Origin of the sequence: Streptomyces sp. NPDC001315, assembly GCF_042896175.1 — a bacterium.
In the GTDB taxonomy this organism is placed as follows: domain Bacteria; phylum Actinomycetota; class Actinomycetes; order Streptomycetales; family Streptomycetaceae; genus Streptomyces.
Genome location: NZ_JBIAWZ010000016.1, coordinates 113139 through 127501 on the forward strand (window position 1 = coordinate 113139; position 14363 = coordinate 127501).

The window sequence follows — 14363 nt, forward strand, 5'->3', positions numbered from 1 at the left end:
AGGACACACCCGGCCGGCGTGACGACGCCGCGCTGCTGCTGGGGACTCGGACAGTGATCCCCCGTCCCCACCGCCTACTCGCTCACCGACGAGGGCAGCGCACGGGCCGAGCACGGCCGCGGCCTGTACCTGGTCGACGCGCCGGCGCACACCTGGAACACCTCTCCGAGCGGCCGGGGCAAGACCGTGTGGCTGGAGATGGACATCCCCGGGCGCCGACCGTCAATTGACTGATGTGGGGTGTGCGGGGCGCGGCCAGAGTGGAACCGGGCCGAGGCCGTAGAGACGACTCCGACACCTGAATTCGCCCCCCCCTTTCGTCACCGGCTTAACCGGTGATAACGTCTGGCTCAGTCTTCGGCGCACCCGAGGCTGTCTCGGGGGCGCATACCGAGGTCGCGGAGGTACACGCGGACGCCGTCCGCGCTGAGCCCGTCGGCCCAGAGCCACCGTCCTTCTCATGTGACGTGCACATGTGTCGCTACAGCCAGGCGCACACCTACTTCTTGGATGGGAAAGCAATGAAGAGAGTTCTGACTGTTCTCGCGGCCGGTGTGCCGCTGGCTGCGGCGGTGTACCTGCCGACCGCCTCGGCGGAGCCCCAGACCACCACCACCTCCACGCCTCCGGCCTGTACGGCGCCGTCCGTGAAGGCCCCGGCCGGCACCGAGGTGGAGTCCGTGACGGCGGTCCGCCAGGCGGGCGGCACCATTCACGGCTCCGGGATCCTCGGCGGCGACGTCTCCGGCGTCCCGGCCTTCTGCCAGGTGACGGTCACCCTCACCCACCCGGGCGACGGCGACCACGCCAAGGTGCAGACCTGGCTGCCCGAGACCGGGTGGAACGGCCGTTTCCAGGCGCTCGGCGGCAGTGCCTACGGCGCCGGCGACAACGGTGTGGGCCTGGGCACCGCGGTCAAGAACGGCTATGCGGCGACCACCACGGACGCCGGCATCGGTGACGTCCTCGACACCAGCTGGGTGCTGAACAGCAAGGGCCAGGTCAACAGCGCGCTGCTGAAGAACTTCGCCTCCCGCTCCCAGCACGAGGCGGCGGTCGTCGGCAAGGCGGTCGTGGACGGCGTCTACGACCGGCGTGCCGCCTTCTCCTACTTCACCGGCTGCTCCACCGGCGGGCGCGAGGGCTACATGGAGGCCCAGCGCTACCCCGACGACTACGACGGCATCCTCGCGGACGCGCCCGCCATCAACTGGGACGAGTTCGAGGTCGCCACCCTGTGGCCGCAGGTGGTCATGAACAACGAGAAGACCTACCCGACCGGCTGTGAGCTGAACGCCTTCACCGACGCCGCCGTCAAGGCCTGCGACAAGCTCGACGGTGTCAAGGACGGTCTGGTCAACGACGCGTCCCGCTGCGACTTCGACCCGCGCCGGCTGATCGGCACCAAGGTCGACTGCAACGGCGAGGAACTGACCATCACGGCGGCCGACGCGGCCGTGGTCCGCAAGATCTGGGACGGTCCCCGCACCACCTCGGGCGAGAAGCTGTGGGCCGGCGTCCCGGTCGGGGCCGACCTGAAGGGCCTGGCGAACTCGGAGCGCGACACCGACGGCATCGTCAAGGGCAAGCCTTTCCAGGTTCCCGCCCTCTGGGTGCAGCTCTTCCTGAAGAAGGACCCGTCCTTCGATCTCACGAAGATCACCTACAGCGACTTCACGAAGCTGTTCAAGCAGTCCGAGGCCGAGTACGACAAGGTCATCGGCACCGACGACCCGGACCTGTCCGACTTCCGCAAGTCCGGTGGCAAGCTGCTGACCTGGCAGGGCGACACCGACGAGTACATCCCCGCCCAGGGCACCGTGCAGTACCACAAGCAGGTCGAGCGTGAGCTGGGCGGCTCCAAGCGGGTCGACGACTTCTACCGCCTCTTCCTCGCCCCGAACACCAGCCACTGCGGCCTCAACGGCAAAGACGGTTCCACCGACGGCCTTGCCGCGCTGACCGCCTGGGTCGAGCACGGCAAGGCGCCCGAGACCCTGCCCGCCACGCTGATCAACACCAACGGCGAGCAGGTCGACCGTGACCTGTGCGCCTACCCCGCGGTCTCCCGCTACAACGGCCACGGCGACCCGTCCCTCGCCTCCAGCTTCCGCTGCGTCTCCCCCTCCCGGCACTGACCGGGTCGGCGACAACCCCCTGACCTGAGAAAGGCCGAACCGACATGAGCACCCAGACCGCGACCCCGACCGGCCGGGCGGCCACGGGCGAACGTTCCTCCCTGCTGAAGCTGTACCTGAGCCGCGGCATCCTCGCCGTGGTGTGGGCCCTGGTGTTCGCCGGAGCCCACGAGGACGTCGACGCGGTGGCGATCACGCTGCTGGTCGTCTACCCGCTGATCGACGCGGTGTCCTCGCTGCTCGACTACCGCGCCACCCCCGAGGGTTCCGAGCGCCGGGTCATCGCGTTCAACGGGGTGCTCAGCACGCTGGCCGCCATCGCGATCGGCATCGCCGGCGCCGGCGGCGAGGCACCGGTGCTCCATGTGTTCGGCGCCTGGGCCATCGTCTCCGGTGCTGCCCAGGTGGTCGTCGGGCTGCGGCGGCGCGGGCCCGAGCTGGGCAAGCAGTGGCCGACCCTGATCTCGGGCGGACTGTCCTTCCTCGTCGGCATCACCTACAACATCCAGGCCGCGGGCGACAACCCCTCGCTCGACGTGCTGTCGGTGTACGCCACGGGCGGCGGGGTGTGGTTCATCCTCCAGGCCCTGCTGCTGGGCTGGAAGACCCGTCAGCTGCGGACCCGGACCGTCTGACGGCCGTACCCCTTCCGAAACGTCCCGGCCCGCGCCTCCACGGCGCGGGCCGGGACGTTCGTCGTGCGGGGCGTCAGCCGACGCGGTAGCGCACCGGAAGGGACAGCCCGCCGCCGACGACGCCGGAGCCGATCCACTCCAACGAGTCGGCGGGGACGGCGAGTTCAAGCTCGGGGAGGCGGGCGAGCAGGGTGCGCGGGGCGCTGGTGCTCTCCACACGGACCGGCGGGGCGCCCAGGCAGTAGTGGATGCCGTGTCCGAAGGCAAGATGACGGGCGCCCGGCCGGGTCACGTCGAGTACGGCGGGGCCGTCGTCCTCGGCCTGCGGGGCGTCGCGGCCCGCCGCGCCGAGCGTGGCGACGATCACGCTGCCCCGGAGGATCGGCATCCCGTCCAGTTCGATGCCCTCGGCCGCGTGGCGACTGGTGGAGCGCTCGACGGAGGTGTCGTGGCGCAGGAACTCCTTCACTGCCCCGGGCATCAGCTCGGGCCGTCCGCGCAACAGCCGTAGCTGGTCAGGGTGTTGTAGGAGGGACAGCACGGCGTTTCCCAGCAGGTTGACCGTGCTTTTGTGACCGGCGACGACCAGCATCATGGCCGTGGCCACGACTTCCTCCTCGAAGAGCCGACCGTCCTCCTCGTCCTGTACGGCGACCAGGGCGGACAGCAGGTCGTTCCGGGCGCGTCTCTTCCATTTCCTGCCATCAGCTCGTCGTCATGAGAACGAGCCGGATGTCGTGGAAGATCAGGAGATGGGGCCGCGCACGGACACGCCGGAGGGGCACGCGCGGTACGCGTGCCCCTCCGGCATCGGAGAACTCGGGGGAACTCAGTTGTCGCTGTTGAAGATGGTCAGTACGCGCAGCACCTCCAGGTAGATCCACACCAGCGTCGTGGTGAGACCGAAGGCGGCGAGCCACGCCTCCTCGCGCGGGGCGCCGTAGGCGACGGCGTCCTCGACCTGCTTGAAGTCCAGGGCGAGGAAGGCCGCGCCGAGCAGGATGCCGATGACACCGAAGACGATGCCGAGGCCGCCGCTGTGGAAGCCGAGGCCGTTGCCCGCGCCGAAGAGGGAGAAGAGGGCGTCGGCGACCAGCAGCAGGAGGAAGCCGGTCGCGGCGGCCGCGACGAACCCGGTGAACCTCTGGTCGACCCGGATCCAGCGCATCCGGTAGGCGATGAGCACACCCGCGGCGACGGCGAAGGTGCCGAGCACCGCCTGTACGACCACGCCGGGGGAGAGGTACGTCGAGACCGTGCTGGAGAGCACGCCGAGGAACACACCCTCGAACGCCGCGTAGCCGAGGATCAGCGCCGGGGACGGGGTCCGCTTGAAGGCCTGGATCATCGACAGGACGAAGGCGACGAGGGCCGCGCCCACGGCGAGGCCGTAGGACTTGCCGAGGTTCGCCTCGTCGACCGGCAGCAGCAGCCAGGACAGCACGGCCGTCAGGGCCACGGTGCCGAGCGTCATGCCGGTGCGGACGAGGACGTCGTCCATCGTGACGGCGTTCCGGCCGGTCTGCGCGGACGTGTCGGCACCGGGGGCGTAGGGGTTGGCCAGGTAGTCGTCCGTCGGCCGGCCTCCTACCGAGGAGCCCACCGGCCGGCGCGCGTAGGTGTCGGCCCGGTCCGTGTCACGGGCGGCGCCCCAGCGGGAAAAGATCGGGTTGCTGGTCCTCACGTCATTCCTCCTCGTCCGCCGCACACGCGCGGCCTGCGGCAAAGCGTTGTCATCGGGCGCCCGGGGCGGCATACGTGTGGCGTTGACCACGCACCGGGCCGACGACGGCAACCCTGTTCGTCACCACTCTGACAGGTGACGAATCGAGAAGCAAGTCATCCGAGGGCGGACCCGGTGACGGTCACTCGGAGTGCGTTCCCGGGCCGTCGAGCAGCTCCATCAGGAAGTCGTCCCAGTCCAGACCGTCCATCTCCGCCTCGGACGAGGTGATTCGGTAGGTCGCGTCGAGCCACTCCGCGAGCTGCGCGGTGGGCACCTCGAACAGGGCCTCCACCTCCTGCGACTCGAGCAGCAGCCAGGACGAGGGCCGCTCGCCGGGCAGCGTCGGCCACATCCGGACGTCGCCGGATCCGCTCATCGCCGACAGGCCCAGATGGAGGAGCCCGCGGCCGATGCGCCAGTTGAGGCTCGGTCCCCGTTCGGCCAGGAACTCGACCGTGATCACGGCCGGCATGTCCGGGTCGAAGCTGAACTTCGCCCGCATCGGCAGCCGGGTGAACTCGTCGAGCATCTGGTCGAGATCAAGGAACAGCGAAGGCACAAGCTCGGGCGCCGAACGCGCCCGCAGGGGTGACTGATCACGGTGCATGACAGGAGTTCCCCTCCGTGGGACGAAGTCTGCGTCCACAACTCTTCGCCAGGCGGGGAGCCCGCACATCGGTCAGTTGACGGTCAAAGGCGGGGCCGGCTGCGGGCAGTTGACGGAACACCGGCGCCCATGCGTGACGCTATTGGCGCCCGCACCGGCGCCGAGGGGGTGCTGGGATGTCTCCCGCGGGCCACCGGCAGAGGTGACGTAAGTCAATTGTCTGCCGATGCCGGCACCGGGCACGGCGGGCGACAGGCGCCGGACGGCCGCGACCGATGTACATGTATCTTCAAGGGAAAACGTACTTCAATCGGCTGTGTGTCACACGTCACCGGGCAGGACAGGGGACTCCTCCCGCTCCCAGGTGGTGCCCTGACGCGGACCGCGTCCGGCGGGCACGGCGGCGCGGCCGGGCCGGCTCACCACGATCCGCCGTCACGAAGACGGTGGTACTTCACGAACAGGGACCCCTCGGCCTGCAGGACCGACTCCAGGGCCATGGGCCGTGACTTCGCGGCCAACGGGTGTGTGGCGATCCGTCCGTCGAGTCCGCCGACGACGACCGGCGCCACGGTGAGACACAGAGCGTCGATCAGGTCCTCGCTGATCAGCCCGCCGAACAAGGTCGGTCCCCCTTCGCAGTCGACCCTCCGTAGACCGCGTTCCGCGAGCGCGCCGAGCGCACCCCGCAGATCCACCGTGTCCTCTCCGACCGTCACCAGATCCACGCCCGCCGCGATCAGATCCCTCTTCGCCGCCCGCGGCGCGTTACGGCACGTGATCACGACAGGTGGTACGGGGCAGTCCGCGATCTGCGGCGAGTCGGGCCCGAGCGAGCATCGATTGGTGACCAGGGCGATGGGCGGCTGGGGACGCAGGCCACGCGCGGTGCGCCGGGCGGGGTCGACCCGGATCTTCTGGTACGCGCCGGAAACGGCGGTGGCGACACCCACCATGATGACGTCCGCGAGATCCCTGGCCAGCCCCAGGACGCTGCGATCGGCAGGCCCGGACAGGCACTCGGAGTCCCCGTCGACGGTGGCCGCCCCGTCCGCGCTGGCGACGAAGTTCGCCTGCACCCAAGCCCGGTCGAGATCAGCGGGGTAGTCGTACAACTTTTCCAGTTCGTGTCCGTTCACGGGCACCGCGGGCGCGGGAAACAGGCTTTGCACGTTCGATCGCTCACTTCCATGGACAACAGAGGGGCAAGAAGAGGGCGCACGTCCGGGGCCGATGTGAGCACCCTGCCGTGGTCGCATCTCACGACGCGGAGTGGGAGGGGAAGGTCTCTGCCCGGCGTGACATGTCTGCCCGTGGGCCTGGACGGCAACGACAGCATCCGTCGCACCGCACGGCACGGGAAGTGTCTGGCTGAAAGTTGCCGCTGAAGTGGCGTGGATTGCATGGAGTGTCTGGACGACCTCCGGAACAGGCGCTCGACGAGGTCCGCTCAGAGCTGTTCGTCTCCGGTCGGCACCTCGCGAGCCGGCGGCGTGGCACCCATGTGTGGGCAGTCGAACCAGGCCGGTGTGTTAGGAGGACACGTTTCCGTTTACACTCGGCTGCGACGGTGGCGGAAAGACGGCCGCGGTCACACCTGCGCGGCCGGGACGGTCACAGGTCCGAGGTGGACACCCACTTCGCACATGTGCCGAACTGTGTTCATCACGGCCTCGTCGGCCTGCCAGATGTGAGTCGGCGGCGAGAAACCCGGCCGTCCTCCGGTCGCGACATATCGAGGGTATCGAGGGGTTCTCGTGCAGATCCATCAGGTGGGTCCGGTGGAAAGCTGGATACCGGTGGCCCAAGCGGACAGTACGATCGCCCTCTCCTGGAACTCGGGTGCGAGCGCACTGATCCTGGCGCTGGCCGAACTCCTGCTGTTGGTGTGGCTGTTGCTGCGCTGGCTGGTGCGCAGGCAAGGAGGCCGGCGGCGGGCCTGGCGCCGGCTGACCCGCCAGGTGCGCCTGACCCGCCAGGCGTTCTCGGCGCCGGTGCGGGAGTTCCTGCGTTTCCGTGCGGCTGTACGGCAGCTGACCCGCTTGCTGGCCGCGGAGCACACCGCGGCCGTCGCCCACCACGCCCTCGACGGCGCCGACTCAGCTGTCCGCCCTGCCGCCGCCCAGGCCTTCGGCTTCGCGGTGACGGTCCGGCCCGCCACCCGGCGCGACGGCGGCGAGGTCGCCGTGCGCCTCGCGGGCCGGGACGTGCCGGCACCCGGGCATCCGTGGGAGACCGACGACGACCCGCTCGTCTGGTACGCCTCCGCCCTCGACGCCGAGGACCTCGCGGCGCCGGACGAGGACGGCGACGGGACGCCCAGGGTTCTGGTGCCGCTCGGCCTGAGCGACGAGGGCGTCGTCTTCCTCGACCTGCTGCGCGGACCCCGCATCCTGAGCACCTACGGCGAGCGCCGGGCGACCCGCGCGTTCGTCCAGGCGGTGGCGGCCTATCTCGACCTGCCGGGCGGGGCGGCGCAGGTGCTGGTGGCCCGCGGTGTGCACCCGCGCTTCGACGGTCCCGACCTGGACTCGCTGCTGGACACCCTGGCCGCTGCGGCGTCCGAGCGCAGCCGGCCGGTGGTCGTGGTGTGCGCGACCCCGGACGACGAACAGGCGGCGCGGCTGGCCGAGATGGCCGACGCCGGACTGCTGTGCGCCCTGGTCGTCGGCCCGATGTCAGTGCACCGCTGGGAGATCCGGGTCAACTCGCGCGGCCGTACCGAGACACCCGGCCTGGGCATCGAGACCGACGCCGCGCCGCTCGGTCCCGCCGTCGCCCGCACCGTCCGCAAGAGCCGCGCGCCCCGTTCTCAGCCGAAGGGCCGACCGGTGCGCCCGACCGGTCCGCGGCCGCCCGCCGGCCCGGACCCGCGCCACCTCGTGCCGGAGCCGTCCGCGTCCGGCCCCGGGCCGCGACCGTCCCCGGCTCCCACCCCCGTCGCCCACCAGGCCTCGAAAGCCGGACCACCGGCTCGCGGCACGGTCCTGGCGGGGCCGTTCGCGGCATCCGCCGCGCGAAGCACGGCCCCGGCCGGAGCATCGCCCGCACCGGCCCCGGAACCCCTGGCTCCAGCCGTTCGCGACCTGTTCGCCGAACCGGAGATCACCGGCGTCTCGGCCGCCGGACCCTTTGACGCCGAGTCCTACGAGAATCCCCGAGCCGAAAGGCGGAACGAGCCGTGAAGCTCCTCGTCACCACCGTCGACGAACAGCGGGAGCAGCGCGACGTACTCGTCAACGCGGCCGCCGCCACCCCCGTACGCAGGCTGACCCCGCAACTGCTGGCCGCGCACCGGGGCACCGCTCCCGAGGAACCGGACGCCGCCCAGGAGAGCGTGGACGTCCCGCTCTACCTCGGCGACCGGATGCTCGACCCCGACACCGTCCTGGCCTCCTCCGGGATCCGGGACGGCAGCACCCTTGGCCTCGGCCGGCCCGTGACCGGCACCGAATCGGTCTACGGTCCTGCCCGCGACGAGATGCCCACGCCCAAGGCACCGGGCTCCGCCCCCGTGGTCGAGATGCAGATGATCGGCGGCCCCAAGGCCGGTCAGGTGCATCACCTCGGCATCGGCACCCACCTGATCGGCCCCCGGGCAGGCAGCTCCGTACGCCTGGCGGGCAAGGGCGTTCCCGAGGAGGGAGTGCGCCTGACCGTGCGTCCGGACGGCACGGTCCTCACCGTGCTGCCCGAGGGCGACGGACAGGTCCGGCTGTCCCTCCCCGAGGCGCCGCCGCCACGCCCGCGCGTGGACGTGGCCGCACTGCCGCCGGAACCCGACCCGAACCCCGAGGAACACGAGCCCGACGGGCTTCCCCGCGGCTGGACACGGTGGGAACTGGACGGTGAACTCGTCATCGGCGAGCACCTGTTGCGCGTGGTCCGGCCCACCCGGGCCGACGCAGCGGTGGTCGCGTCGCCGAAGGCCAGTCTGGACTTCAACCGGCCGCCCCGGCTGCTGCCCCCGCTCCAGCCGGAGACCTTCCGGCTGCCCGGCCCGCCCGGACCCCCCAAGCGCCGGCCCCTCCCCTTCCTGGTGATCATCGCGCCGATGTTCATGGGCGTGGCCATGGTCTGGCTCTTCCACTCCATCATCTACCTGGCGTTCATGGTGCTCAGCCCGGTCCTGGGCATCGGCAACTGGATCAGCGGACGGCGCGGCGGTCGCAAGGAGTACCTGGAGGGCGTCGCCAACTACCGGCTGCGCCGCGCCTCCCTGGAGGCGGACGTACGGGCCAAGGTCGACCACGAGCGGCGCGTACGGATCGCCTCCGCCCCGGACCCGGCGGTCGTCGGACTGATGGCCGTCGGCCCCGGCGCCCGCCTGTGGGAACGCCGCCCGTCCGACCCCGACAACCTCGTCCTGCGCATCGGCACCACCCAGCAGCAGTCGCTGCTCCAGATCGACGACGGCGCCCGCGAGGACAACCACCGCACCGTCTGCTGGCAGATCCCCGACATGCCCATCGGCGTGGACCTCGCCGGCAGCAGGGTCGTCGGCGTCGCCGGCCCCGAGGAACCCGCCCGCGCGCTCGCCCGCTGGGCGGTGGCCCAGGCCGCCGTGCTGCACAGCCCGCGCGACCTGAAGATCTGTGTGCTCACCGACAACAAGACCGCCGACGCGTGGGAATGGGCCCGCTGGCTGCCGCACGCCCGGTCCGGGCTGTCCGCCTCCCAGGACAACGCACCCGTCATCCTGCTCGGCAACGACCCCGAGACCGTCGCCAACCGGGTCACCGAACTGATCAACGTCATCCGCAACCGCAACCAGGCGCAGCAGGCCACGCTGCGCGGCGCGCTGCTCAGCGAGCCCGACGTCCTGGTCGTCCTGGACGGAGCGCGCGAACTGCGCGACGTCCCCGGCATGGTCCAGGTCCTCAAGGAGGGTCCGCTGCGCGGCATCCACCTGCTGTGCCTGGACCGCGAGGAGCGGATGCTCCCCGAAGAGGCCAGCGCGGTCGTGTCCATCGCCAAGGACACCTTGACGCTGCGGCGCACCGGACTGCCCGACATCACCGGCATCCGCCCGGACTACGTCACCTCCGAGTGGGCCGAACGCCTGGCCCGCGGCATCGCCCCGGTACACGACGTCACCCCGGACGCCGGCGGCGGACTGCCCGACAACGTCTCCCTGCTGGACCTCCTGAACCTGGAACCCCCCACCGCCGAGGAGGTGGTCCAGCGCTGGAACCGCCGTCCGGCCTCCACGTCCGCGCTGGTCGGCCAGGGCTTCGACCGTCCGGTCGCCTTCGACCTGGTCAAGGACGGCCCGCACGCGCTGATCGCGGGCACCACCGGCTCCGGCAAGTCCGAGCTGCTGCAGACCTTCGTCGCCTCGCTGGCCGCGGTCAACCGCCCCGACGAACTGACCTTCGTGCTGGTCGACTACAAGGGCGGCAGCGCCTTCAAGGACTGTGTGCGGCTGCCGCACACCCTGGGCATGGTCACCGACCTCGACAGCCACCTCGTCCAGCGCGCGCTGACCTCGCTGACGGCTGAACTGATGCGCCGCGAGCACATGCTCGCCGCGGCGGGTGCGAAGGACCACCCCGAGTACCGGGCGCTGCGCCGCCGCGACCCGAGCCTGCCGCCGATGCCACGCCTGCTGCTGGTCATCGACGAGTTCGCCACCCTCGCCCGGGAGATCCCCGATTTCATCCCCGGCCTGGTCGGCATCGCCCAGCGCGGTCGCTCCCTCGGCCTGCACATGGTGCTGGCCACCCAGCGGCCCGCCGGTGTGGTCACCAGCGACATCCGGGCCAACACCAACCTGCGGATCTCGCTGCGCGTCACCGACGCCAACGAGAGCACCGACGTGCTGGACGTACCGGACGCGGCGAGCATCTCCGCGGCCACCCCGGGGCGTGCCCTCGTGCGGCTCGGGCACCGTTCGGCGATGAGCTTCCAGACCGCCTACGTGGGCGCCCCGCGCCCGCAGAGCGAGACCGCGCCCGCCGCCGGCTCGCCGGAAGGATCCGGTCAGGACCCGGCCGAGCAGACCGGGCCGCAGCCCGAATTCTCCGACGAGGACACGGGACTGTGGATGACCCCGCTGTCCTGGCAGGGCCTCGGCCGCCATGTGGAGGCACCCGAGGAAGCCGAGGACGAGTTCGCCTTCCTCGAGGACGAGGAGGGGCCGACCGACCTGATGGCCCTGGTCGACGCGCTCCTGGAGGCGGCGCAGGCGTCCGGTCACCAGCCGCAGCCCAGCCCCTGGCTGCCGCCGCTGGCCGACAGCCTCACCCTGTCCGACCTGCCGGAGCCGGCGGCCCCCACCGGCGACGGACGGCTCGTCCCGGCCGCCTGGGCCCGCGAGGACCTGCCGCAACTCCAGGCGCAGCCACCGGTGTTCCTCGACCTGGACACCTTCTCGCACCTGTTCGTCCTGGGCATGCCGCGCTCGGGCCGGTCGCAGACGCTGCGCACCATGGCCAGCGCGCTCGCCCGCGCCAACTCCTGTGCGGACTTGCACTTCTACGCGATCGACGCGGGCGGCGGCGCGCTGACGGCGCTCTCCGCGCTGCCGCACACCGGCGCCGTGGTGCCACGGGCCGACCTGGAACGCACGGGCCGGCTCCTCAACCGGCTCACCGCCGAACTCGTACGCCGGCAGGAGCTGATGACCGCGCACTCGGCCGGCAACATCACCGAGCTGCGTGCGGCGCTGCCCCCGAACCAGCGGCCGGCGCACCTCATGCTGTTCATCGACGGCTGGGACACGCTGAGCGCACTGGTCGGCGACATCGAGGAAGGCCGCATGATCAGCCAGGTCGGGATGCTGCTCCGGGAGGGCGCGGCGGTCGGCGTGCACGTCGTCGCCACCTCCGAACGGGCCCTGATGGCCGGACGGACCGCGGCGCTGAACGACAACAAGCTGCTGCTGCGGATGAACGACGTCAGCGACTACACCATGAGCGGCATCCCGCGCGAACAGGTCCCCTCCGTGATCCCGGCCGGCCGCGGCTTCCGCACCGACACCGGCAGCGAACTGCAGATCGCCGTACTGCCCGGCGGTCTCAGCGGCCCGGAACAGGCCGAGGCGCTGCAGCGGATCGGCAAGGAGGCGGCCGCCCGGGACCTGGGCGTGCCGGACTCGGCGCGGCCCTTCCGCATCGAGACACTGCCGATGACGATCAGCTTCAAGGAGGCGTACGAGCGCGTCGGCACGACGCCACGCGGCCCGCTGACCGCGATGCTGGGACTCGGCGGCGACGACGTGGCCCCTGTGTGGGTGGACTTCGCCGGTGTCGCCTCGACGTACACGATCGTCGGCCCGCCCGGATCCGGCCGCAGCACCGCGCTGTTGTCCCTGGCGGCGTCCCTGCTGCGCTCCGGGACCGGCGTGGTGGCCATCACCCCCCGGGAGTCGCCGCTGCGCGGGCTGGAGGGCCACCCCAAGGCGGTCGTGCTGTCCTCGCCCGCCCCGAGCGAGCAGGACCTGCAGGCGGCACTGGAGAAGGTCGGCGGCGTCGGTGTCGTCATGGTGGACGACGCCGACCTGCTGTCCATGTCACCCGTGGACACCATGCTGCGGGACATCGCCTCCTCCGGCCGCGACCGGTCCCTCGGCCTGGCCATCGCCGGTCCCGCCGAGGCGCTGGTGTCACCGCTCAGCACCTGGATCGGCCAGGTGCGGCGCTCGCGCAAGGGCCTGCTGCTGTCGCCGCAGACCATCGGCGAGGGAGACGTCCTGGGGCTGCGGCTGCCGCACAACGTGGTCCGGGTGAACAGGGTCCCGGGGCGTGCCTTCACGGTCGACGACGCGGGGTCCCTGATGACCGTTCTGGTGCCGGAGACCGAGGGCGCCGACGCGCGCTGAGGCGCGGTGAGAACGCACGAAAGGAAGGGGCGCCGCGTCGAGCGGCGCCCCTTCCGTGTGCCCCGGCGGGCGATACGGTGCTACTTGTTGCCGTCGCCCTTGATCTGCGCGGCCATCGTCCGGTCCATGTCGTCGATCTGGGTCTTGATCGACGTGAACTGCTTGGCGAAGTCCTCGATCTTGCTGACGATCGACGTCAGCTGGGCGGTGAACTGCTCGTAGGCGTGCTGCATGGCCGGGCTGGTCTGCTGCAGGAAGAGACCGTCGTTGAGGAGGACAATCACCGAGTTCTTCAACCCCATCAGCTGCGGGTTGATGGCCACCACGGCGTGGTTCAGCTCCGTGGCGACCTTGTCGATCTGGGCGTACTCGAGCTGCACGTTGTTGTTGGGCATGAGGGCTCCTTGGATGTTGTCGCCGGCCAGGGCGGCTGACGGGTGTGCTGTAGGTGTGATGTGAATGTGCTGCGGGTGTGTCAGAACGTGCTGCCGACGCCGGTGTTCGAGTTCTGGGTGCCACCGGAGTCGTCGTCCTCGCCGCCCCCGTCGTTGTCCTCGGCGTTCGGGTCGTTGTTCGTCCACTTGGCGCCGTCGTAGGAGTTGAGGCCGGAACCGGTGTAGCTGGACACGTCGACGGTCTTGCCGTCCTTGTCGGTGTTGGTCACGATCTTGCTGCCGTTGCCGTTCCCGTCGCCGTGCACCTCGATGACCGTCTTCGACCCGTCGGTGTGGGTGATCGTCGTCGTGTAGTTGTTGTCGTCCCAGTGGTCGGTGTGCTCGTGGTACGACAGGCCACCGCCCATGTCGTCGATCGTGGTGTCGCTCGACTTCACCTTGCCGTCGGAGTCAAAGGTCGCCTGCGTCGAGTTGTGGACCTTGTTGGTGCCGTCGCCGTCGTGGTAGTACTCATAGCCGCCGGGTTCGAGCCCCGGAGGCTTCGGGGCGTTCGGGTCATTGGGATCGGCCAGCATCTGCTGCTTTGTGTATTCGTGGCCGTTCTTGTCCCAGGCGTGGACGGTGATGCTGTGTTCCGTCAGCCACTTCCAGCTGTCGTAGGCCTTCTTGTTCATGTCCCACGCGCTGTGATACCAGGCCGCGGCCTGGACGTTGGCCTGGGTGGCGAAGCTCGCGTCCAGTTCGAACCACTTCTGGGACGCGACCTTGTAGGTGCCGCTCAGGCTCTCCAGCAGCTCCCTGGCATTCTCCCAGGGGCCCGACCAGTGCAAGAGGAAGAGGTTGACGTGGCCGAACGCCCCGCCGAGTTCGCGCTTGCTGTAGAAGGATTCATGGCCCATCAGCCGGGAATCCGCTAGCTGGTCCTTGAGCCGTTCCGTGTCAGCGGCGAGCTGCCTCAGCAACTCGTAGTCGATCGCTACGTCGAAGTCCGGCATGTCCTCTCCCTCCGGTCGCCTCACCGACACCTGGCCGTCGATTGA

The 14363-nt window shown here is 70.5% G+C and carries 9 protein-coding genes and 1 pseudogene; 4 read left to right on the forward strand and 6 right to left on the reverse strand.

The window, feature by feature from the left end; translation table 11 throughout:
* Positions 1–521: 521 nt before the first annotated feature.
* Positions 522–2138, forward strand: a complete 1617-nt coding sequence (locus tag ACFY16_RS32335; protein ID WP_390650760.1) for a tannase/feruloyl esterase family alpha/beta hydrolase — start codon at positions 522–524, stop codon at positions 2136–2138.
* A 44-nt stretch (positions 2139–2182) separates the two neighbouring features.
* Positions 2183–2773 carry a DUF308 domain-containing protein gene (locus tag ACFY16_RS32340; RefSeq protein ID WP_390650761.1) on the forward strand — a complete coding sequence of 197 codons (591 nt, stop codon included), beginning with the start codon at positions 2183–2185 and terminating at the stop codon, positions 2771–2773.
* A 73-nt stretch (positions 2774–2846) separates the two neighbouring features.
* Here the strand turns inward: ACFY16_RS32340 and ACFY16_RS32345 are convergent.
* The 4 genes and pseudogenes from ACFY16_RS32345 to ACFY16_RS32360 all read right to left on the reverse strand — a co-directional run.
* Positions 2847–3452 (reverse strand): annotated as a pseudogene (locus tag ACFY16_RS32345) (cytochrome P450); the annotation flags it as partial.
* A 150-nt stretch (positions 3453–3602) separates the two neighbouring features.
* Positions 3603–4457 carry a Bax inhibitor-1/YccA family protein gene (locus tag ACFY16_RS32350; protein WP_390650762.1) on the reverse strand — a complete coding sequence of 285 codons (855 nt, stop codon included), beginning with the start codon at positions 4455–4457 and terminating at the stop codon, positions 3603–3605.
* 181 nt (positions 4458–4638) lie between these two features.
* Positions 4639–5106: an SsgA family sporulation/cell division regulator gene (locus ACFY16_RS32355; RefSeq protein WP_390650763.1), complete on the reverse strand. Its 468-nt coding sequence runs from the start codon at positions 5104–5106 to the stop codon at positions 4639–4641.
* 419 nt (positions 5107–5525) lie between these two features.
* Entirely contained in the window at positions 5526–6245 is a 720-nt protein-coding gene (locus tag ACFY16_RS32360; RefSeq protein WP_390650764.1) for a pyrimidine reductase family protein, read from the reverse strand.
* A 642-nt stretch (positions 6246–6887) separates the two neighbouring features.
* Here ACFY16_RS32360 and ACFY16_RS32365 point away from each other — a divergent pair.
* Together ACFY16_RS32365 and ACFY16_RS32370 are read left to right on the forward strand one after the other, a co-directional pair.
* Positions 6888–8291, forward strand: coding sequence for a hypothetical protein (locus ACFY16_RS32365; RefSeq protein ID WP_390650765.1), 1404 nt, complete (start codon positions 6888–6890; stop codon positions 8289–8291).
* On the forward strand, positions 8288–12928 hold the full coding sequence (locus ACFY16_RS32370) for an FtsK/SpoIIIE domain-containing protein (protein ID WP_390650766.1): 4641 nt from the start codon (positions 8288–8290) through the stop codon (positions 12926–12928). Before ACFY16_RS32365 ends, ACFY16_RS32370 begins: the two co-directional genes overlap by 4 nt.
* Positions 12929–13008: 80 nt before the next feature.
* Here the strand turns inward: ACFY16_RS32370 and ACFY16_RS32375 are convergent, their stop codons facing one another.
* Together ACFY16_RS32375 and ACFY16_RS32380 are read right to left on the reverse strand one after the other, a co-directional pair.
* On the reverse strand, positions 13009–13323 hold the full coding sequence (locus ACFY16_RS32375; RefSeq protein WP_390650767.1) for a hypothetical protein: 315 nt from the start codon (positions 13321–13323) through the stop codon (positions 13009–13011).
* Between the two features lie 80 nt (positions 13324–13403).
* On the reverse strand, positions 13404–14318 hold the full coding sequence (locus ACFY16_RS32380) for a hypothetical protein (protein WP_390650768.1): 915 nt from the start codon (positions 14316–14318) through the stop codon (positions 13404–13406).
* Positions 14319–14363: the final 45 nt, after the last annotated feature.